The sequence below is a fragment of the Natrinema gari JCM 14663 genome (assembly GCF_000337175.1).
Taxonomy (GTDB): Archaea; Halobacteriota; Halobacteria; order Halobacteriales; family Natrialbaceae; genus Natrinema; species Natrinema gari.
In genome coordinates this window covers 100,362-119,040 of record NZ_AOIJ01000052.1, presented here as the reverse complement: position 1 = coordinate 119,040, position 18,679 = coordinate 100,362, and the positions used below count along the sequence as shown (strand labels likewise).

Below are 18,679 nucleotides of genomic sequence, written 5' to 3'. Positions count from 1 at the left end.
CCTCGCGCCATCAGAGATGTGTATAAGAGACAGCTCCCAGGGATGGGTCCCGCGCTCGCTGGGCCAGAGCGGATACCAGTACTCCTTGTCGCGCTCGATTTCGAGTTCGCCGTCTAATGCCGACTCGAGGGTGAACTCCGCACTCGAGTCGCGCTCCCGGCCGGACCGGGGGACGAAGGGATAGAAGCGGCCGCGACGGAACGAATAGATCCAGTAGGCGGGGCCGTCGCGGTTTTCGTAGGCGAAGACGGCGGCAAGCAGGCGCGAGCCGTAGCCGTGCTCGATGAAGGTGTCCGCGGCGAAGTGCATGCTCGTGATCAGGTCCTCCGGGTCGTCGTCCGCGAGGACGACCCAGTGGTAGCCGTGGTCGTCCGACGACACAGAGAACTCCGTGCCGGTCTCCTCCTGTCCGGCGTCGAGGATCGCTTCCACCTCGTCGACGGCGTCGCGGAAGTCCGTCGAGTCGACGCCGGAGAAACAGAGCGCGGCGACATCCACTGACTCGTATCCCAGATCGGCCTCCATCGTGAGGTAGGCGGTGCTCATTCCGAAGAGGTCCTCGGGATCGGCGTCGCGTCCGGCGTCGGTCTCGGCGCGCGAACCCAGGATGGCGCGGAGTCCGTCGAGTAGTCCCATAGGTGGTGTGACGGTGTCAGCTCCTTAGAACGATTGCATTTCGCGCTCGAGGTCCCGAAGCTGGTCAACGCGGCGCTCGGTCGACGGATGCGTCGCGAAGAGCCGGCCGATGACGCCGGACTTGATCGGGATGATGAAGAAGGCGTTCATCTCGGCTTCCTCGCGCATGTCGTCTTTCGGGACCTTGTCCATCTCGCCGGAGATCTTCAGGAGGGCGGAGGCGAGCGCCGACGGGTTGCCGGTGATGGCGGCGGCTCCGCGGTCGGCGGCGTACTCGCGGTACCGGGAGAGCGCCCGGATGAGCAGGTAGCTGATGATCCAGACGACCAGCGAGACGAGGATCGCGACGATGATGCCGCCGCCACCGCCCTCGCGACCGCCGCCGCGCCTGTGTCCGCCGCCGAAGAACGCCCCCCAGCGGACGATCATGAACGCGATCGTCGAGAGGAAGGAAGCGATCGTCATCACCATCATGTCGCGGTTCTTGACGTGGGCGAGTTCGTGGGCCAGCACGCCGTCGAGTTCGTCGGCGTCGAGCGTGTTCATGAGCCCGGTCGTCACGCAGACGGCCGCGTTTTTCTGGTTGCGCCCGGTCGCGAAGGCGTTGGGGACCTTCGAGTCGACGACCGCCACTTTCGGTTTCGGGAGGTCGGCCTGCTGCGAGAGTCGCTCGATCGAGGCGTGCAGTTGCGGATACTCGTCGGCCGAGACCGTCCGCGCGCCCATGCTCTTCAGCGTCAGCGTGTCGCTGAAGTAGTACTGTACCAAGGAGAACCCGCCGAACATGAGCGCAAAGAGCACCATGCCCCCGCCCATGTACACGGTGATCGCGCCGGCAAACACGATGTAGAGTGCGAACAGCAGGAACATCGTCACGAACATCCGAACGCGTAGTCCCCAGTCCGCCTGCCAGTTCATGCCGTAACCGATGGGCTCCGGAAAAATAAGTGCCCTGTCGTAACGGTCGAGTCGCCGCGTGCGACGCCGACGTGGTATCCCGCTCGAGCGCTGTCGCCCGTGTCGTCGCGGACGCGGCTCTCACCGATCACCCCGGCGGGTCTCGGAGCCGTCTCCGCCGAGCCGTTCGTACGCCTCGAGCGTCATCTCGCAGTTCCGGATCGCCGGCTCGAGGGTCAATGCCTCGGGAACGGTGTCCTCGAGCGTGCGGAGGTCGTCGAGCAGTTCCGCGAGACGGACTCGCGTGGGGTCGGTGTCCGCTGTCATGGTGAACCGGCCTCGATGGGGTTGCTCGCAGCGGTGGGCTGTGCGTCCGAAACCGTTTCGTGCGTCGTGATGGTAGTCGCCATTGCTTCTGTGGACCAGATGCGCGGTCCGGTGCTGGAACACCGGGCCGAGAGTTCTCTCGATGGCCGCGCTTCCTGTCTTTCCATTCGTTCACGTAGGATTTAATACTTAGGGTCTAAGGGTTATGCCCTATGGTTTGTGTATAAAGCCATCGCCCCTTTAGGCGTGTGCGCAACAACTAGCAACCGAGATTCGATGCTCGAGGAAGACGATCTCGGACCGGCAGACGAGAAGTTACTCGATATGTTGAACGAAGGGCGCGTTACTGCGCCGTTCGTCGCCGACGAAACCGGCTACAGTTTGCAGTACGTACGCGACCGTCTCGGTCGACTCGTAGAACACGGGAATGCACGCAAGGTGTACGAAGGACTCTACGAACTCGAGAGTGATCCTCGAGAGGGCAGTAACCTCGAGTAGCACGACTAGGGCGTGACAGAGCCGATGCGCGCTGAACTGCGAGTGACAGTTGGGGGCGAGTGATGGAAGTTCGATTCCAACCGCATTCTCAATTTGTATCTAACATATTGTCTGCACAACACTGTTAGGAAACGACTGTAAAGATGCGATCAGTGACACTCAGCGGTGACGATCTCAACGACACGGACAGGGCGATCCTCGCGGAACTCGAGCGCGGGCGAGTGACACCGCAGTATCTCGCCAGCGAACTTGACATCTCGCGACCATACGCCAGCGAACGGCTAAAGCGGTTGCTCGAGCACGAACACGTCGTTCGGCTCGCACCAGGGCTCTACGAACTCGAGAACGATCCTCGAGAGAGCGGCAGCGTTACCGAGTAGTGTCGCCGGCACCAGCGTTAAGAGTATGAATATGATATGAATATGTATGGCTGACGCGGAGAAACGGAAAGTCGGCGACCGCGGGCAGGTCACACTGCCGAAACGCCTTCGCGACGCGTTCGACATCCACGGCGGGGACGAAGTGACGATCCGCGAAGAGGGTGACAGGATCGTCATCGAGAAACCCACGTCGCGCGAGGAGCTTGCGGAAGGGTACCGACGCCGTGCCGACCGCCACCGCGAACTCGCCGACGAGACGGCCACGCTGTCACGGGAGGCAAACGACCAACTGGGCGACGCGCCCGAGTGGAAGGAGTAGGAAGCCGATGCACGTCCACCGTGGCGATATCGTTGTCGTCGAGCTAGACCCGACGCGAGGGTCGGAACAGCGCGGAACCCGACCGTGTCTCGTCGTCCAGAACGACGTTGGCAACGAAAACGCACCGACAACTATCGTCGTCCCGCTTACCACGTCCATCGGCGACGAGCGTTATCCGTTCGAAGTGCTGCTCCCGGCCGACGAATGCGCTCTCCGCGAGGATTCGGTCGCCATCTGCAGTCAGATTCGAACCGTCTCGATCGACCATCGAGTGACGGAGGTTATCGGCTCAGCACCGGCCGCACGGATGACCGAAGTCGATACCGCACTCGAGTACAGTCTCGGCTTGCGCGATATCTGAGGACCGACGCGGAGAGAGTGGCAGCAGTCGATCGCGCCCTCACCGATCGCCGCCGCGGGCCTCGGAACGGTCCCCGCCGAGTTGTTCGGACGCCACGAGCATCATCTCGGGGGAGTTTTCGGACGATCCTGCGCCGCTGTCGGCCAGTGACCGATGTTAAATTATAAATATTCAAACTAAAATAGGGAATAGAATTCATCTCCGTATCGATTTCGAACGTTGCGCTTGTAACTGTCGGTGAGCAACAGGAGAGACGTGAGCCTCACAGCTGACGACCTGAACGACCTCGACGAGAAAATCGTCGAGTATCTCGCTACCAAGGGGCGAGCGTCGCCGACGCTATTTATGCGGGCGGAAGACGTCGACACATCCCGACAGTGGGTCTCGAGCCGGTTTACTCGACTAGCCGAGCACGGGCACATCCGCGACCTCTACGACACGGGAGTCTACGAACTCGTCGCTGATCCTCGAGAGGGCAGTAACCTCGAGTAGCACGACTAGGACGTGACAGAGCCGATGCGCGCTGAACCGCGAGTGACAGTTGGGGGCGAGCGATGGGAATTCGATTCCAACCGTATCTTTATGACTTTGTGCTACCATAGTATTACTATGAAGTACGCCAACGTCAGCGTCAAATTTCCGGAGGAACTCGACCGGGAACTCGAGCGGTTTCTCGAGGAGACCGGCGTCTACACGAACAAAAGCGAGTTCATCAAGGAGTCAGTGCGCCGGCAGTTGCTCGAGTTGAACCGGGAACCGGCGATCGAGGCGCTTCGCACCGAACAGTTACTGGCCCGTGCCGAACAGGAACGAGTAAGTGACGAGCAGCTTTCGAACCGACTCGAGGAACTCCGGGAGCGCGTCGACGAGACGAAGGTGGATGACGCAATCGAGGCGGCTCGCGAGGAGACGGCCGACGAATTCGCGGAACAGACGTGAAGATACTCGATACGAATCTCTGGGTTTTCGGAACGCTCGGGACCAACGACCGGGCCGAGCGGCTCCTCGCTGAAATCGAGCGTGGCGAGACGATTTCGGCGATCAACGCGTACATGGTTCAGGAAGCGCTCAACGCGTTCGACCGGACACCCGGACTGACAATGACGGAACGCGACGAGCTACAGACACTTTTTCTCACGAGGCTCACCCGGATGACAGGCCTCGTTGAAGCACCATCGAGTCGTGACGTCACTGACTCACTGCTCGACGAACGACGAGCAAACGTTCGGACGCAACTTCTCGCACGAGTGCTGACCATTCAACCGAAAGATGTCCCTATTCTCGTACTGGCGTTCGAGCATCGCGATCGCGAACCCACTCTTCTCACGAACGATGCCGATTTCGCTGCCTTCTCTCCAGCCGACGCCGAACTCTCCGAGATCACACTCGAGCACGTCGAATAGCACCCGTTTCCGGTCCGAAATGAGACTCTCCGTACTCGTGTCACCAGCACCAGCGTTACAAGTACGGATACGGGTCGACCCGATGCGAGGGTCGGAATAGCGCGGAATCCGTCCGTGTCTCGTCATGGAAAACGACATCGGTAACGTGAACGCGCCGGCGGCGATCACCGTCTCGTCGACTGCGACTGAGACGGGCACGTCCCAGCCATCCCGGCTGACCGCAAGCCATATCACGATTGACTGTTTCCGCCGAAACGGCGGATGCCTTCTCCACGCTCAGTACTCCTCGAGGAGTGCACATGGCCGGAAATCGAAACGGCGCTCGAGAACGGAACGCGGACGGTAATCGTGGCGGTCGGCTCGATCGAGCAACACGGGCCGCACCTGCCGCTGAATATGGACACGCTCGACGGTGACGAACTCTCGCGGCGGATCGCCGCGGAACTCGGCGACGCGCTGGCGGCACCGACGATTCGACCCGGCTGCTCGGGCCATCACATGGCGTTTCCGGGAACGATCACGGTGCCGCCGGAGACGCTGATGGACGTGATCCGCGCCTACTGTCGCTCGCTTGCCGAGCACGGGTTCGAACACGTCGTCCTCGTCCCGACCCACGGCGGGAACTTCGCGCCGGTCTCGACCGTCGCGCCCGAAATCGCCCGCGAGATTGACGCGTCCGTGATCGCGCTCGCGGACCTCGACGATCACATGGAACTGCTGAACGAGGGCCTGCGCGAGGCCGGCGTCGAATACCAACAGGACGTGATCCACGCCGGGGCCGCCGAAACAGCGATGATCCTCGCGATCGAGGAGGGACTCGTTCGGACGGACCGGTTCGAATCGGGGCCGGAGGGATCGATTTCGACCGCCAGACTACTCAGCGAGGGGTTCGATTCGATCACCGAGAGCGGCGTGCTGGGTGCGCCGAGCGAAGCCACCGCCGAGGCCGGCGACGCGATTTTCGACGCCGTCACCGACGCGTACGTCGAGCGGATCGAAGCCGAGCGCGACGCCGTGTGCGATGACCGGCAGTGACCCCGCGCCGTGCGATAGTGTCGCAGTGCAACGAGTTCGGTCACCGGTCGATCGAACCCCTCCGTTTCGAATGGAGACCCTGTGACGGAGGCACGTCTGACGCGGTCGAATCGACGGCTGTGTCCCGGTGGGAGTTCGCTCGCCCGACCCCCGTCGTTTCGTCTCGAGCGACTTGAGGGGCACGAGACGCAACCGGTCGCGGATCGCGACCGCGGGATCGGAGCCGCTCGAGCGGGATGGCCGCAGCAAGCGAGAGAACGCGGTCCTTAACTCCGCGAGACTCGAAGCGGGGCCAATGAGTGAGTCGCGTGCGTTCTGTCCCCGTTGCGGGGATGCAGTACCCGAGCGGTCGGCGAGCGACGCGAACGATCCGTTGCGGCCCGGTGCCGAGGTCGAACTCTGCGATTCGTGTTACTTCGAGGACTTCGACTTCGTGGACGCACCCGAACGGATCGACGTTCGCGTCTGTGCCCGCTGCGGTGCGGTCTACCGCGGGAATCGATGGGTCGATGTCGGCGCGGAAGACTACACCGATATCGCCATCGAGGAGGTCAGTAAGGCGCTGGGGGTCCACGTCGACGTCGAGGACGTCGCCTGGCAGATCGACCCCGAGCAGGTCGACCAGAACACGATCCGGATGCACTGTTTCTTCACGGGCGTCGTTCGCGGGACGCCGGTCGAAGAGCAGGTGACAGTCCCCGTCAAGATCGCCCGCCAGACCTGTACCCGGTGTGGTCGGATCGCCGGCGACTACTACGCCAGCATCGTACAGATTCGCGCCGAGGACCGCACCCCGACGAGCGAGGAGACCGATCGGGCGACCGAAATCGCGAACGAGATCGTCGCCGACATGGAGGCCACGGGCGACCGCAACGCCTTCGTCACCGAAGTCGGCGAAACGGACGACGGGCTGAACATCAAGGTCTCGACCAACAAGATCGGCAAGAAGATCTCGAACAAGATGCTCGAGGAGTTCGGCGGCACCGTCAACGACGCCGAAACCCTCGTCACGGAGGACGAGGACGGCAACGAGGTCTACCGGGTCACCTTCGCCGTTCGACTCCCGCCCTATACTCCCGGTGACGTGATCGACCTCGCCGCCGACGACGGCGGGCCTGTCCTCGTCCGCAGCGCCCGCGGCAACCTCAAGGGCACCCGCGTGACGACCGGCGAGCGCTACGAAGCCAGCTACGAGGAGGGGAACTCGCCCGACGCGCGCAAACTCGGCGAACTCGAGGACGCCGCCGAGGCGACGGTCGTGACCGTCGAGGACGAGAACGCCGTCCAGGTCCTCGACCCCGAAACGTTCCAAGCGAAAACGGTCTCGCGGCCGGGCTACTTCGATCCCGACGCCGAGACCGTGCCCGTCCTGAAGAGCCGCGCCGGACTGCATATCCTGCCCGACGAAACCGATGACTGACGAGGACGCGACCAGCGAAGACGCGACTCCCGCGGGCGAGCCCGACCCGGCGACCATGGACGACGACCTCGAGCGGACGGTCGACGAGGTCCTCGAGCCGGCGGTGGCGGACGCGCCGCTCGCGGCGATCGTCGAGAAACAGCGCGCGGAGACGGCTATCGAATCGCTGCGCGCCGAGGGCGTCTACGACGATTCGCGTCGCGTACGCGAGGCGCGGGAGCGACGCGACGCGGACCCCTCGGACGATGCGACCGGCCCGGACGGGATCGCGCTGCCGGTCACGGAGCCGCCGACCGAGACCGCGGTACTCGAGGTCGTCAAGCAACTCGAGCCCGAGCCCCGACGCACCGATCTCGAGGATCTGCTGGCCGACCGCGGCTGGAGCAACGCGGCCCTCGAGTCGGTGCCGGGGTCGTGGGCAGTGATCGGGTCGGTGATCCTCGTGACGGTCCCCGAGGACTGTCCGGACGAAGCCGAGCTGGGCGCGGCCTTGCTCGACCTCCACGGCGAGGCCGACAGCGTGCTGGCCGACGAGGGGATCGCCAACGACGGCACGGCTGGGACCTTCCGCGAGCCCCGCACGCGGCTGATCGCGGGCGACGAGGACACGGAGACGATCCACACGGAACACGGAACGCGGTACGGGCTCGACCCCGCGACGGTGATGTTCTCGCCCGGGAATCAGGCCGAGCGCGCCCGCATGGGCGAGGTCGGAAGCGCCGACGAGCGCGTGTTCGACATGTTCGCCGGCATCGGGTACTTCACCCTCCCGATGGCCCGGGCCGGCGCGCGGGTGACGGCGACCGAGATCAACCCGACGGCCTTCCGCTACCTGCTCGAGAACGCCGTTCTCAACGACGTCGCCGATCGGGTCGACGCCTACATGACGGACTGTCGCGACCTCGCCGACGAACTCGAGGCCGATCGGGTCGTGATGGGGTACTACGGGAGCGCGGACGGGGCCGACGAGACCGCCGCGGGCGGCGCGGAGACGGCGCACGGAACGCGAACGGACGAAGCACACGACTTCCTCGACGACGCGCTCGCGGCGCTGTCCCCCGGCGGCGTCGTCCACTACCACGAGGCGACCCCCGAAGCGCGGCTGTGGGAGCGGCCCCGCGAGCGCCTTGAGGCGGCCGCCGACGCGGCGGACCGAACGCTCGAGATTCTCGATAAGCGGCGGGTGAAGAGCCACAGCGCGGGCGTCGCACACGTCGTCGTCGACGCGCGCTTCGAGTGAAGTCACAGCCTGCGATCGGGCGTGTCCGCCGCCGCTGGAGCGGCTCGAAACCGGCTCACGTCGGGCCGTTGGGGACGGCGACGCGAAGCGGTCGTGACATTGATACTCGCGGAGTGAATCCGTTCCGATATGAACCGGAGTCAACTCATCGCCCTCGCCTTCGCGCTCCTCATGATGACCTCGATGGTCGCCGGGAGCGCGATAGCGATGTTCTAACGCGACGCCGTGACGCGAGCGGCGGCTCGTCACGGATTTGGGCTAGGAAGACGTCCCGAGTCGCCGACCGCACTAGTTCTCCGTATCCCAGACGTCCGCCACCGGGCTCGATCGGGCGGACCCGCTCGACCGTCGCGATCGGGACGACGACCGGTCGCCGTGGCCGCCGTCTGAGTCCGTCCCGCCCGCTCGGCTCCGTCGTGTCGACCCGCGTTTCGAACGGGTGTTGGATCGACCGGCCGACTCGGCGTGCCGCCCGCCGAGCGCGGCCCGCGGGTCGAAGGCTGGGAGGTCGGGTCGTGATAGCCGATCGACCTGTGCTTCGAACCAGTCCGGCATGTCCGTCCGGGCGCGATCGAAACAGTCCAGCAGACTCGAGTCCGCCAAGTACGTCGCGCCGTAGTCGTCTGGCGCGCGGACGACGCGCCCGCAGGCTTGCATGACGGTTCGGAGCGTCGTCCGGTAATACCACGCCCACTGTCCCTCCTCGAGTCGGTGGGCCACCCGCGAGTCGCTCGTGTTGAGGAAGGGCGCTTTACAGATGACCTGCCAGCGACAGAGATCGCCTTTGAGGTCCAGCGCTTCCTCCATCTTCACGGAGAGGAACACGTCGGGGTCGTCGCTCGCCTTCCAGGCCTCGAGCGCGGCGTCGCGGCCGTCTCGGTCGTGCGTTCGCACCCGGTCACCGACGCCGAAGTCCGCGAGGAGATCGGCGAGTCGCTCCTGAATGTCGTAGGAGTGGGCGTGGATCAGGCCCTTCTCGTCGGGGTGGTGTTGCATCAGCCGGACGATCGTCCGGGCGATCTTCGGCGTGGTTTCGTCGCGCTCGTCGTAGGTCATCTTCCCCTGGGTGACGTCGTACAGCGGTCGGTTTTCGACGGGGAAGGTATGTTCGACGTCGACCAGGGCGACGTCGTCGGGGTCGAGCCCGACCTGCCGGCAGAACGCCGCCTTGTTGAGGATCGTCGCCGAGAGGAGTGCGAACTTGTTGCCCCGGTCCCAGACGGTGTGCTGGAGGTACTTCTCGGGGTTCATCGGCTTGATCGTCAGCGGCCCGCCCTGTGGTTCGTCGTCGGCTCCAGCGCTGCCGGCGTCGCGGGACTGGCGTTCGGACTGATCGATCAGCCACGTCGTCGGGCTCTGCGGGTCGCGGTAGTCGGAGACGAACCACTCGAGTTCGCCGATGAGTTCCTGCAAGCGGTCACGTTCGCGCACGTCGGCGGGCGAGAGCGAGTCCTGTGCGAGCAGGTCGTCCTTGCGGCGCGTACACGTCCCCGCGAGGCTCTCGGCGTAGCGCACGGCCCGCTCGACGTCGTCGACCTCGGGAACGCGCAACTCGTCCCAGAACGGGACGGTTCGCGGTCCCAGTTGGATGGTCGCGTACATCTCGGCCCACTCGGCGAGGCCGTGGGCTTCGTCGACGACGACGACATCGCGCTTGCGGAAGACCTCGCTGCCGGCAGTCTGCATGAAGTAGGCCAGCGTCATCGCCGCGATCTCGCGGTTCGACGCGATCGCACGGTCCGAGAAGTACGGACACCGGTGTTTGACGGAGCAGTCGTACCCCCGTTCGCGCACACACGGTGCCTGATTGACCGGCGTATCGCGTTCGTCCGGCAGGATGCAGGTATAGTTCGACTTCCCGCGGATGACGTTGAGGTCCGCCAGCAGATCGTCGGCGGCCACGTCGTCCAGTTGGGAGACCTGCGGTGTCGTGTAGTACGCACCCGTCGCGTCGCTGGGGGCCCCCTCACCCGCGCGGCGGGCACAGCCGGCGACGGCGCGGGCCAGCAGGGACTTGCCGCTCCCCGTCGGCGCGCGCACGAGCACGACATCGTTGCCGGCCGCGAAGGCATCGCGAACGTCCCGGAGGGCCTGCTCCTGGGTCCCGCGATAGCTCGGTGCGGGGAACGCCTCGAAGATCCGCTCGGTATTCACCGTTCGATCCAGGGCGCGGCCGCGTCCTAAAGGCTGCGGACCGTCGCGCTCGTTGTGAATCGGCCGAGCCGTGACGGCCGGCACCCGAAGTCGAAAGCGGCAGCTACCGACCGGTATCAACCACCTACGGATCGATGACGACCGGCGGGCCGGCGGGTAGCCGCCCGATTACAAAGACGACCGCCGCCGTCGGATCGACCTGCGGAAGGGTCGCTCAGCGGTAGAGCACCGCGGTGCCACCTGGTTCCGCGGCGGCATTTCGCCTCGTGGCGTTCGACTCCCACCCCTTCCGCTCGCGGCTGCGATCGGCCCGCGGTTGTGGTTGTGGACCGCGGTTGTGGTTGTGGACCGCGGTCGTGTGTGTTCGGCGAGGGCGGTACGCCAGTACCGTCACGTTCGCTTCCATTCCCCACTCCCCGCCATTTTCCGGATTCGACACACCAGTCACGACTCCCGCCAGGAGGTTACAGCGCGCCGAGCCGCGAGGTCTCATTATCGACCTGCTCTAGCCGTTCGATGTCCTCAGTAGTCGGATAGTCGGGAACGGCCTCGAGGCACGGGTAACACAGCAGATGGGAGGTCCCGTCCTCGAGTTCCAGGGTTATCGCGGTCCCGACGGTGCCGGCATCGGTGCCGAACGACCAGAGGTTGGCGATCCCGCCCGAAACGGTGACCGTTCGGCCGCAGCCGTCACAGGAAGCCTTCGACATACGCGACCGTGGGTTCCCGACGGGCAAAGACGTTCTCCCGGGCGACCGGCCGTCCGAGTCGCACCGTTCGGGTGGCGAGATCCCGCATAGCGGTTATGGGAGACAGCACCGTAGCGCCGCATATGGAGGTGAACTGTGCGGGCTGTGCCGGGTGCTGTCTGGACTGGCGACCGCTCCTCGAGAGCGATCCGGCGGCGGCCGCCGCTCGAGACGACGCCGAAGGTGGCACCGGGTCCGACGCCGACCGCGGACGAAAGCGACTGCACGTCCCGGTCGACCGGACCGACACCGAGCAGGGAGCCTCGCGAGAGCCCCTCGACGACGGTGCCACCGTCGTCCCGCTGACCCGCGACGAGGGGAGGGCGTTCCTCGAGTGCGGCATGGCCGCCGCCCTGCGGCCGCGGTTCTGGCGCGCCCGTAACGACGAGGACGGCGTCGAGATCGACGGCCACACCCTCGCAGCCGTCGCCGGCCGGCCGGTCTTCGTCATCGGGCTCCGACGGCCGCCGAAGCCGGTCGCCCCGTTCGGTCGCGAGGAGGCGACGTGGCTGCCGGCCTGCGTCTTTCTCGATCCGACGACGCTGCAGTGTCGCATCCACGAACGCGAACTCTATCCCGACGAATGCGGCGCGTATCCGAACCGCAACCTCGCGCTCGAGCAGGAGACCGAGTGCGAGCGCGTCGAAGCGACCTTCGGCGGCGAGCGTCTGCTCGAGGCGGCACACGACGATCCGGACGGCCTGCTGCTCGGGCCGCGGGCGATCGGCGCGAAGCTCTTCTGTCATCCCCGCCCGGGCGATCTCACTGGGCTCGTCGACCGGGCCGCGACGGGGGACCTCACCCGACGGGATCGCGCCGAACTCATCGCGGTCGCCGCCGCCTCGAGTCCTGGCACGCTGGCGATCTCCGACCACCACTACGAGTGGGCGAAAGCGCGGGTGCTCGAGGCGGCTGGCGACGGCTCGTGGGTCGGACCGGCGATCCGCGACTGGCACCGGCACCGCCGGGCGACCGGCGAGACGGAACCGTCGCCGGCGATCGCCGACGCCATCGAAGTCGACCGGGGGGCACCCGAGACGCCGGGCTGGGGAGCCCGCGAGTGACGTTAAGCCCCTGCAGTCCAAATGCGAGGTATGCGCGTGCTGGTAACGGGTGCGACCGGGTTCGTCGGGCAGCGGCTCGTCGCCGCGCTCCGTGCGGAGACGACACATGACGTGACGGTCCTCGTCAGGGACGCCGAGAGCTACGAGCCGCCCGACGGGATCACCGTCGTCGAAGGGGACGTCCTTGAGCCGGGCAGCTTCGAGGACGCGCTGTCGGATGTCGACGTCGCCTACTATCTGATCCACGCGATGGGAGCAAGCGGCGACTTCGCCGACCGGGACCGGCGGGGCGCACGGAACTTCGAACGGGCCGCGAGCGACGCGGGCACGGGGCGCGTGATCTATCTGAGCGGGCTCGGCAACGATGCCGACACCCTCTCGAGTCATCTCGCCTCCCGCCGGGAGGTCGAGTCGATACTCCGGGAAGGGACCGCCGACGTGACCGTCCTCAGGGCGGCGGTCATCATCGGCGACGGCAGCGCGAGCTTTCGATTAGTGCGCCAACTCGCGACGCGGCTCCCGGTGATGATAACGCCACGATGGGTCGATACCGACTGTCAACCGATCGCGATCGACGACGTGATCGCGTACTGTCTGGCGGTCCTCGAGCGCCCGGCGACGGCCGGCGAAACGTACGAAATCGGCGGGCCGGACGTGCTCACCTACCGCGAGATGCTGCTCGAGACCGCCGAGATCGAGACCGGTCGCCCCCCGCTTATCGTTCCCGTCCCGGTGTTGAGTCCGCGACTCTCGGCACACTGGGTCGGGCTCGTCACTGACGTTCCCCGGGAGGTCGCCTCCCCGTTGATCGAAGGCGTTCGCAACCGCGTCGTCGTCACGGACGACCGCCTCGAAGGACTCGTCGATTTCGAGCCGATCCCGTTCGATGTCGCGGTTCGACGAGCCGTCGGCCTCGCATCGGACGATCCCGACGCGGTCGACCGCGCCGGGGCGACGGTCCCGCCGAAGCGAGGCGAGAAATGACGCGGTCGCTCGAGTACGGCGAGACGTGGGTCTACGAGAGCCTCCTCGGGACGATTCCCGGCGTTCGCGTCTCGAGTCGGACGGCGATCGGGATACAGTTTCTCGGCTTCGAAGCGGCAATCGTCGCCGTCGCGGCGGCCTACAACCTCTGGGGGGCGGTGGTCCCCGGGACGGTCGCCGTCGTCGTCGCGACGATCGGGAGCTGGCTTATGCTCCGGTTCAGCCGGAGCGTCCGTGAACTGCCCACCCCGACGGCCTACCGGCGGTTGCTGTTCGGCTCGAGTATCGACGTCGTCCTCGGTGTGCTCGCGTTCGTGGCGCTCGTCACCTACCTGTTCGTCGTCGATCCGAGGGGGAGCAACGCGGCGTCGTCGCTGTTGACCGAGCTGTTCGGGGCCGAGCCGCCCGCGCTTGCCGTCGGACTTGCGTTGCTCGTCCTCTGGGACGTGGTGTATCGGATCGGGACCTGCTGGTGGGCGAGCGTCGTCGGGCTGTGGCGGGCGATTTCCTACGGGTTCGGACCGGAGCCGACACGAGCGTACCAGCGTATCGACGCGATCAACGTCGGCTTCGCGGCGGTGCAGTTGCTGTTAGTGCCACTCGTCGCGGGGCACACGGTGTTGCTCGTCGCGGTCGTGGGCCACGTCGTCGCGGTCCTGATCGTCGCGACGCTCTCGATCGTGGGGCAGGGACGGCGAAAAACGAGCCGGACGGGGCCTGTCGATCACCGCTAGTTCGACTTGATCTCCTCGAACGTATCGAGCAAGTCCTCGGCGGAGTCACCGGAATCGTATTCGACCTCGCCGTGGTAGATCGTCCGCTCGTCGTCGAAATCGGCGTCGACCCTCGAGGCCTGTTGTTCGCGGCGCTCGTGCTCGTCTTCGTCATAGGCACCCATTGACATGGCTAGTATAGACACAGTACGGCGCTGCCGATTATTAATGTAACGGTCCATCACACCAATTGGCCGTCTGAAACGTGTTCCGGCCCGTGTGGTGATTGATTCGGTCGTCGAGCGAGCGACTGTCCGCTGGTACAGCGAACGATATATGGCTCCCCGCGGCGTAGTATCGAACGTGGCACGGCCGCTTCGCTTTCGTTACTCGCCCCAGTCCTGGAGCGACGGGCGAGTCAAACGCGATATCCTCCAGCCGCTCCGTTCGAATATCGGCGCTCGGGAAGTCTCGCCGTGGTTCAAGTGCGGTGGCGACTGGCGGACACACCGCTTCGAGATGGAAAACGGCGACGTCGCGCTCTTCGCACGGAACGACGCTGACGCCTACTGGATGGGGAACACGGAGACGCCCTCCGCGCTCTGGAAAACCGATAAGTTCGGCTGGCGAAACGTCCCCTATCACGTCGCGCGGTGGACCCAACGGGAACTGCTCGCGACGCTGCACGAGGCTGACCCCTGGCTCGCCGACTACCCACACCTCTCGTGGTTCTTCCTGCCGGTGTTCATGTCGAAGGACGGTCGCGATTCGACCCGCTCGTTCTTCCGCGACCACGCCGGCGGCTTTCCCGACGCCGGCCGCCGGGAGACAACCTGCTTCTTCGAGGACGTCCTCCGGACCGGCGTCTTAGACGAGTATCGACACGTCATGTCGGGCAAACTCGGCACCAGTGACCACGTCGACCGCGTCCGAATGAGCGCCGCGATGGCCGAGTTCATCGCCGCGAAGATCCTCACCGACGCGGGCTACGACCTGGTCCCGGAGATCGAAGTGACGACCGGACACTCGCTGGACTTCCGAGCCGAGAACGCCGACACCACCGCCCTCGTGGAAGTCACGCGCCCGCAACCGCCGGGGAACCGCGCCGCCGCCGGCCCCGTTGCGGCCGTCCGCGACACCGCCGAGACCAAGACCAACGGCCAACTGGCCGAACACGGCGGCGGTGCCGTCCTCTTCGTCGACTGCTCGAGTTTCCGGGACGACGCCTGGGCTGCGGTTCGGGGCGAACAGCCTGACGTACGCCACCGCCCCGCCGTCGTCTACCGCGTCCGGCCCAGCGGTCACGTCGAGGGGTATCGGAAAGGTGCAGTTCCCCTCGAGTTAGGCGATGCGATGACGCTGCTGGACTGACCCGGGCGACGCAAAACGACCGTTCCGCACGCCGTCAGCCACTGCAACGAAGTGTATTCTATTTATAGTATGCGACAGATAGCCACATGCATGCGTGCAGCAGTCCTCGAGGAACACGGTGAACCGCTGTCGATCGAAGACGTCGACGCGCCCGACCCCACGCCGGAAGGCGCGATCGTCGAGGTCGAAGCCTGCGGCGTCTGCCGGAGCGACTGGCACGGCTGGCAGGGTGACTGGGGGTGGCTCGGCCTCGAGACCGAGCCCGGACAGATTCTAGGCCACGAACCCGCCGGACGCGTCGTCGCCGTCGGCGAGGACGTCGAGGGGATCGCCGAAGGCGACCACGTCGCAGTCCCGTTCAATCTCGGTGACGGGGTCTGCCCGCAGTGCCAGCGGGGCCACTCCAACACCTGCGAGAACGTCATGCCGCTTGGCTTTATCGAGGAGGCACAGGGCGCGTTCGCCGAACAGCTCCACGTCCCCGTCGCCGACCACAACCTCGTCACCCTCCCCGACGGTGTCTCCTCGGTCGACATGGCCGGCCTCGGCTGTCGCTTCATGACTTCGTTTCACGCACTCGCCCACCGGGCCGACATCGGCGCGGGCGACTGGGTGGCGATCCACGGCTGCGGCGGCGTCGGCCTCTCGGCGGTCCACATCGCCGACGCGCTGGGCGGCAACGTCGTCGCGGTCGACCTAAAAGACGAGAAACTCGAGAAGGCCCGCGAACTCGGGGCCGTCGAGACGATCAACGCCGAGGAGACGGAGAACGTCCCCGGCGAGGTGAAAGCGATCACCGACGGCGGGGCCGGCGTCGCGATGGATGCCCTCGGAATCGAGACGACCAGCCAGAACTCCGTCATGAGCCTCGAGACGCGCGGCCAGCACATCCAGGTCGGGCTCACGACCCAGGACGAACAGGGCATGGTTCACCTCCCGACCGACGCGATGGTCATGGGCGAAATCGAGTTCATCGGCTCGCTCGGGATGCCGCCGACTCGCTACGACGAGATCTTCCGGATGGTCGCGACGGGCAAACTCGAGCCCGAACGCGTGGTCTCCGAGACCATCGGACTCGAGGACGTCAGCGACAAACTCGACGCGATGACCGACTTCGAGACGGTCGGCATCCCGGTCATCGACGAGTTCTAAGAAGCGTTTCCCGCGGGGTTCGAGCGATCGAAACGCCCGTGGAAAGCGTTCGACTAGAAGGAAACCGCGTCGGGCGAGTACGGGCTACCGACTGGGGTCGGATCGCGGTCGCTGTAGCCGACGCGGCCGACGGCCTTGTCACTGACCGCTAAATAGACCGCAAAGCGCGCATCCTCCGAATTTTCGAAGGTTTCGGGCTCGAGGCGGGCGAGTACATCGCTGACCGTCTCGGTCCCGTTCGGGAGTTCGAGGGTCCGATCGCCGTACTCCTCGATCAGTTCCTCGGTTGTCGCTGGGTACTCGTGGTCGTCGATGACCTCGCCGGTGCCATTGAGCAGCATTACACGCTATCTCACGTGAACGATAATTATAAACATTGTCCATCCATGTTTCCTAGTAGCACTGGATACCTAATACACCTAGTAGGTCTCTAGAGATCGGGCCGATCGGGGCCGAGAGTGAAGAAATGCCTTTAGGAGCGGGGCCGTTCGGATACCGTATGCCATACGCGGATTTACACGTCCACACGACCCGCTCGGACGGCAGCCTCGCGCTCGAGGCGGTCCCCGAGGCCGCTCGCCGCGGCGGCGTCGAGGTCGTCGCGGTGACGGATCACGATCGGGTCCAGCCCTTCGACGGGCCGGTCGTCGAGCGCGACGGCGTGACGCTCGTCCACGGAATCGAGTTGCGGGTCGAGACGCCGGGGGGACAGCGGATCGACCTGCTGGGGTACGGGCTCGAGCCGAGCGCGGCGCTCGCGGCAATTCTCACCGACATTCAGGACAACCGGATCGAACGCGGGCGGGCGATCGTCGACTGCGTGGAGTCGCGACTGGGGATCGATCTCGACGTGACCGTTGACGGCGGGTTCGGGCGACCACACATCGCGCGAGCGATCGACGCTCACCCCGAAACCGAGTACGACTATCAGGGCGCGTTCGATCACCTCATCGGCTCCGACTGTCCGTGTTACGTGCCCCGAGAGGTCCCGTCGTTCGAGACGGGGCGGGACGCACTGGCCGAGTCGTGTCGGCTCGTCTCGCTTGCGCATCCGCTGCGATACCGGGACCCGGAACGCGCGCTCGCGCTGGCGGCCGACCTCGATGCCGTCGAACTCCAGTATCCCTACGGCCGGGACGTCGACCGCGAGCCGGTCGAGCGGGCCATCGATCGCCACGGCCTGCTCGCGACCGGCGGCAGCGACGCCCACGACGACCGCCTGGGAATCGACGGCCTCTCCCGGCGCGCGTACGACCGACTCGAGTTGGTAGACGACTAACCCAAATCCTGGCCGCTAGCGGAGGGTTCAATGTGACGTGGTCCCAACAGCGGGATATGAACTGCCACTACTGTGACCGCGAGGCTGCCTTTGCGGCTGAGTCCGACGGACTCAAAGTCGGCCTCTGCGAGGAACACTTCCGCGAGCGGTTACAGGAGCTCGCCGAAGCCGATGGGCTCGAGAGCCTGAAGGAGAAAGTCGACGTCGATCGCGCCGAATAAGCGTCGCCGCGTCGGTTCAGGCCGTTCGTCCGGCGTCGACGTCGATGGCGTCGACCGGACAGACGTCGACACAGAGCATACAATCGATACACTGTGCTTCGTTCGCCGGATCGGCTTTCTCTTCGCTCTCGGGGTGACCCGGCGTGTCGATCCACTCGAAGACGTCGACGGGACAGTCCTCGACGCAGGCACCGTCGGCGAGACAGATGTCGAAGTCGACGGCGACGTGTGTCCCGTGAATACCGAGTTCTTCGGGTTCATCGACGGGACCCCAGACCGAGTGTCCCTCGTGTTCGTCGACCTGGTCGCGGTTCTCGTGGAACTGTGGGTCTATGGCCATTGCTAGCAGCTTAAATGTGAGACGCGTACTTAAAAGTGCGTACTCGCTGCAACGCGCGTTGCGACGGGTCCGGCGGAACGCGACAGCGGCCGTCGTGGGCCGTGGGACGACCGAGTGGGTCGCCGAGCGACACCGC

Annotated in this window: 24 protein-coding genes, 1 tRNA gene and 1 pseudogene; 18 read left to right on the top strand and 8 right to left on the bottom strand. The window is 65.5% G+C overall.

Features of this window, described 5'->3' with window-relative positions; genetic code table 11:
- Nucleotides 1-33: 33 nt before the first annotated feature.
- From pspAB to C486_RS11710, 3 genes and pseudogenes are all read right to left on the bottom strand, one after another.
- Nucleotides 34-636 (bottom strand): annotated as a pseudogene (gene pspAB / locus C486_RS11720) (PspA-associated protein PspAB); the annotation flags it as partial.
- Between the two features lie 24 nt (nt 637-660).
- Nucleotides 661-1,554, bottom strand: coding sequence for a zinc metalloprotease HtpX (htpX, locus tag C486_RS11715; RefSeq protein WP_008456337.1), 894 nt, complete (start codon nt 1,552-1,554; stop codon nt 661-663).
- A gap of 120 nt (nt 1,555-1,674) precedes the next feature.
- The gene (locus C486_RS11710) at nt 1,675-1,860 is read right to left on the bottom strand and encodes a hypothetical protein (protein ID WP_008456336.1); all 186 of its coding nucleotides are present in this window, start codon (nt 1,858-1,860) and stop codon (nt 1,675-1,677) included.
- 276 nt (nt 1,861-2,136) lie between these two features.
- Here C486_RS11710 and C486_RS11705 point away from each other — a divergent pair, with 276 nt between their 5' ends.
- The 10 genes from C486_RS11705 to C486_RS11660 all read left to right on the top strand — a co-directional run bounded on the left by C486_RS11705 (nt 2,137) and on the right by C486_RS11660 (nt 8,516).
- On the top strand, nt 2,137-2,358 hold the full coding sequence (locus C486_RS11705) for a hypothetical protein (protein ID WP_008456335.1): 222 nt from the start codon (nt 2,137-2,139) through the stop codon (nt 2,356-2,358).
- Nucleotides 2,359-2,501: 143 nt separating this feature from the next.
- Entirely contained in the window at nt 2,502-2,738 is a 237-nt protein-coding gene (locus C486_RS11700) for a winged helix-turn-helix domain-containing protein (protein WP_008456334.1), read from the top strand.
- Nucleotides 2,739-2,784: 46 nt separating this feature from the next.
- Nucleotides 2,785-3,057 (top strand): AbrB/MazE/SpoVT family DNA-binding domain-containing protein, encoded by a 273-nt coding sequence (locus C486_RS11695; protein ID WP_008456332.1) that lies wholly within the window; start codon nt 2,785-2,787, stop codon nt 3,055-3,057.
- A 7-nt stretch (nt 3,058-3,064) separates the two neighbouring features.
- Nucleotides 3,065-3,418, top strand: a complete 354-nt coding sequence (locus C486_RS11690; RefSeq protein ID WP_008456330.1) for a type II toxin-antitoxin system PemK/MazF family toxin — start codon at nt 3,065-3,067, stop codon at nt 3,416-3,418.
- Between the two features lie 255 nt (nt 3,419-3,673).
- Nucleotides 3,674-3,910: a hypothetical protein gene (locus C486_RS11685; RefSeq protein ID WP_008456327.1), complete on the top strand. Its 237-nt coding sequence runs from the start codon at nt 3,674-3,676 to the stop codon at nt 3,908-3,910.
- 117 nt (nt 3,911-4,027) lie between these two features.
- On the top strand, nt 4,028-4,357 hold the full coding sequence (locus C486_RS11680) for a ribbon-helix-helix domain-containing protein (protein WP_008456325.1): 330 nt from the start codon (nt 4,028-4,030) through the stop codon (nt 4,355-4,357).
- On the top strand, nt 4,354-4,821 hold the full coding sequence (locus C486_RS11675) for a hypothetical protein (RefSeq protein WP_008456323.1): 468 nt from the start codon (nt 4,354-4,356) through the stop codon (nt 4,819-4,821). The genes C486_RS11680 and C486_RS11675 overlap by 4 nt, the downstream gene beginning before the upstream one ends.
- Before the next feature lie 261 nt (nt 4,822-5,082).
- The gene (locus C486_RS11670; RefSeq protein ID WP_008456322.1) at nt 5,083-5,856 is read left to right on the top strand and encodes a creatininase family protein; all 774 of its coding nucleotides are present in this window, start codon (nt 5,083-5,085) and stop codon (nt 5,854-5,856) included.
- A gap of 295 nt (nt 5,857-6,151) precedes the next feature.
- Nucleotides 6,152-7,276: a 60S ribosomal export protein NMD3 gene (locus C486_RS11665; protein WP_008456321.1), complete on the top strand. Its 1,125-nt coding sequence runs from the start codon at nt 6,152-6,154 to the stop codon at nt 7,274-7,276.
- The gene (locus tag C486_RS11660; RefSeq protein WP_008456319.1) at nt 7,269-8,516 is read left to right on the top strand and encodes a class I SAM-dependent methyltransferase; all 1,248 of its coding nucleotides are present in this window, start codon (nt 7,269-7,271) and stop codon (nt 8,514-8,516) included. Before C486_RS11665 ends, C486_RS11660 begins: the two co-directional genes overlap by 8 nt.
- Nucleotides 8,517-8,804: 288 nt before the next feature.
- Here C486_RS11660 and C486_RS11655 read toward each other — a convergent pair whose 3' ends face one another.
- Nucleotides 8,805-10,670: a helicase C-terminal domain-containing protein gene (locus C486_RS11655; RefSeq protein WP_008456318.1), complete on the bottom strand. Its 1,866-nt coding sequence runs from the start codon at nt 10,668-10,670 to the stop codon at nt 8,805-8,807.
- A gap of 203 nt (nt 10,671-10,873) precedes the next feature.
- Here C486_RS11655 and C486_RS11650 point away from each other — a divergent pair.
- Nucleotides 10,874-10,962: transfer RNA gene (locus C486_RS11650), tRNA-Gly, on the top strand.
- Nucleotides 10,963-11,134: 172 nt separating this feature from the next.
- On the opposite strand, the gene C486_RS11645 is transcribed toward C486_RS11650, so the two are convergent.
- A complete protein-coding gene (locus C486_RS11645; RefSeq protein WP_008456315.1) occupies nt 11,135-11,380 on the bottom strand; it encodes a DUF7561 family protein in 246 nt (81 codons plus the stop codon).
- 122 nt (nt 11,381-11,502) lie between these two features.
- On the opposite strand from C486_RS11645, the gene C486_RS11640 reads away from it, so the two are divergent.
- Genes C486_RS11640 through C486_RS11630 form a run of 3 tightly spaced genes read left to right on the top strand, consistent with a single transcriptional unit; the run spans nt 11,503 to nt 14,201 of the window.
- Nucleotides 11,503-12,483, top strand: a complete 981-nt coding sequence (locus tag C486_RS11640; protein ID WP_008456313.1) for a YkgJ family cysteine cluster protein — start codon at nt 11,503-11,505, stop codon at nt 12,481-12,483.
- Nucleotides 12,484-12,513: 30 nt separating this feature from the next.
- Nucleotides 12,514-13,467 (top strand): NAD(P)H-binding protein, encoded by a 954-nt coding sequence (locus C486_RS11635; RefSeq protein WP_008456311.1) that lies wholly within the window; start codon nt 12,514-12,516, stop codon nt 13,465-13,467.
- Nucleotides 13,464-14,201 (top strand): DUF7530 family protein, encoded by a 738-nt coding sequence (locus C486_RS11630; protein ID WP_008456309.1) that lies wholly within the window; start codon nt 13,464-13,466, stop codon nt 14,199-14,201. Before C486_RS11635 ends, C486_RS11630 begins: the two co-directional genes overlap by 4 nt.
- On the opposite strand, the gene C486_RS21335 is transcribed toward C486_RS11630, so the two are convergent.
- Nucleotides 14,198-14,371, bottom strand: coding sequence for a DUF5786 family protein (locus C486_RS21335; RefSeq protein ID WP_006184906.1), 174 nt, complete (start codon nt 14,369-14,371; stop codon nt 14,198-14,200). The two genes, C486_RS11630 and C486_RS21335, sit on opposite strands and share 4 nt — an antisense overlap.
- Before the next feature lie 172 nt (nt 14,372-14,543).
- Between C486_RS21335 and C486_RS11625 the strand changes: the two genes are divergently transcribed.
- Both C486_RS11625 and C486_RS11620 read left to right on the top strand, forming a co-directional pair.
- Nucleotides 14,544-15,551 carry a DUF5784 family protein gene (locus C486_RS11625; RefSeq protein ID WP_008456307.1) on the top strand — a complete coding sequence of 336 codons (1,008 nt, stop codon included), beginning with the start codon at nt 14,544-14,546 and terminating at the stop codon, nt 15,549-15,551.
- Between the two features lie 90 nt (nt 15,552-15,641).
- Nucleotides 15,642-16,703, top strand: coding sequence for a zinc-dependent alcohol dehydrogenase family protein (locus C486_RS11620; RefSeq protein ID WP_008456305.1), 1,062 nt, complete (start codon nt 15,642-15,644; stop codon nt 16,701-16,703).
- A gap of 53 nt (nt 16,704-16,756) precedes the next feature.
- Here the strand turns inward: C486_RS11620 and C486_RS11615 are convergent, their stop codons facing one another.
- On the bottom strand, nt 16,757-17,044 hold the full coding sequence (locus C486_RS11615) for a DUF5789 family protein (protein WP_008456303.1): 288 nt from the start codon (nt 17,042-17,044) through the stop codon (nt 16,757-16,759).
- Between the two features lie 158 nt (nt 17,045-17,202).
- Between C486_RS11615 and C486_RS11610 the strand changes: the two genes are divergently transcribed.
- Together C486_RS11610 and C486_RS21015 are read left to right on the top strand one after the other, a co-directional pair.
- Nucleotides 17,203-17,982: a PHP domain-containing protein gene (locus C486_RS11610; protein WP_008456301.1), complete on the top strand. Its 780-nt coding sequence runs from the start codon at nt 17,203-17,205 to the stop codon at nt 17,980-17,982.
- 56 nt (nt 17,983-18,038) lie between these two features.
- Nucleotides 18,039-18,203, top strand: coding sequence for a DUF6757 family protein (locus C486_RS21015; protein ID WP_006183007.1), 165 nt, complete (start codon nt 18,039-18,041; stop codon nt 18,201-18,203).
- A gap of 16 nt (nt 18,204-18,219) precedes the next feature.
- Here the strand turns inward: C486_RS21015 and C486_RS11605 are convergent, their stop codons facing one another.
- Nucleotides 18,220-18,543 (bottom strand): 4Fe-4S dicluster domain-containing protein, encoded by a 324-nt coding sequence (locus C486_RS11605; protein ID WP_006184912.1) that lies wholly within the window; start codon nt 18,541-18,543, stop codon nt 18,220-18,222.
- Nucleotides 18,544-18,679 lie beyond the last annotated feature (136 nt).

Bases quoted from the DNA above. Each gene is read 5' to 3' on its own strand.
- htpX (WP_008456337.1), bottom strand. From the start codon at position 1,554: ATGAACTGGCAGGCGGACTGGGGACTACGCGTTCGGATGTTCGTGACG.
- C486_RS11710 (WP_008456336.1), bottom strand. From the start codon at position 1,860: ATGACAGCGGACACCGACCCCACGCGAGTCCGTCTCGCGGAACTGCTC.
- C486_RS11705 (WP_008456335.1), top strand. From the start codon at position 2,137: ATGCTCGAGGAAGACGATCTCGGACCGGCAGACGAGAAGTTACTCGAT.
- C486_RS11700 (WP_008456334.1), top strand. From the start codon at position 2,502: ATGCGATCAGTGACACTCAGCGGTGACGATCTCAACGACACGGACAGG.
- C486_RS11695 (WP_008456332.1), top strand. From the start codon at position 2,785: ATGGCTGACGCGGAGAAACGGAAAGTCGGCGACCGCGGGCAGGTCACA.
- C486_RS11690 (WP_008456330.1), top strand. From the start codon at position 3,065: ATGCACGTCCACCGTGGCGATATCGTTGTCGTCGAGCTAGACCCGACG.
- C486_RS11680 (WP_008456325.1), top strand. From the start codon at position 4,028: ATGAAGTACGCCAACGTCAGCGTCAAATTTCCGGAGGAACTCGACCGG.
- C486_RS11670 (WP_008456322.1), top strand. From the start codon at position 5,083: ATGCCTTCTCCACGCTCAGTACTCCTCGAGGAGTGCACATGGCCGGAA.
- C486_RS11665 (WP_008456321.1), top strand. From the start codon at position 6,152: ATGAGTGAGTCGCGTGCGTTCTGTCCCCGTTGCGGGGATGCAGTACCC.
- C486_RS11660 (WP_008456319.1), top strand. From the start codon at position 7,269: ATGACTGACGAGGACGCGACCAGCGAAGACGCGACTCCCGCGGGCGAG.
- C486_RS11645 (WP_008456315.1), bottom strand. From the start codon at position 11,380: ATGTCGAAGGCTTCCTGTGACGGCTGCGGCCGAACGGTCACCGTTTCG.
- C486_RS11640 (WP_008456313.1), top strand. From the start codon at position 11,503: ATGGAGGTGAACTGTGCGGGCTGTGCCGGGTGCTGTCTGGACTGGCGA.
- C486_RS11635 (WP_008456311.1), top strand. From the start codon at position 12,514: ATGCGCGTGCTGGTAACGGGTGCGACCGGGTTCGTCGGGCAGCGGCTC.
- C486_RS11630 (WP_008456309.1), top strand. From the start codon at position 13,464: ATGACGCGGTCGCTCGAGTACGGCGAGACGTGGGTCTACGAGAGCCTC.
- C486_RS21335 (WP_006184906.1), bottom strand. From the start codon at position 14,371: ATGTCAATGGGTGCCTATGACGAAGACGAGCACGAGCGCCGCGAACAA.
- C486_RS11620 (WP_008456305.1), top strand. From the start codon at position 15,642: ATGCGTGCAGCAGTCCTCGAGGAACACGGTGAACCGCTGTCGATCGAA.
- C486_RS11615 (WP_008456303.1), bottom strand. From the start codon at position 17,044: ATGCTGCTCAATGGCACCGGCGAGGTCATCGACGACCACGAGTACCCA.
- C486_RS11610 (WP_008456301.1), top strand. From the start codon at position 17,203: ATGCCATACGCGGATTTACACGTCCACACGACCCGCTCGGACGGCAGC.
- C486_RS21015 (WP_006183007.1), top strand. From the start codon at position 18,039: ATGAACTGCCACTACTGTGACCGCGAGGCTGCCTTTGCGGCTGAGTCC.
- C486_RS11605 (WP_006184912.1), bottom strand. From the start codon at position 18,543: ATGGCCATAGACCCACAGTTCCACGAGAACCGCGACCAGGTCGACGAA.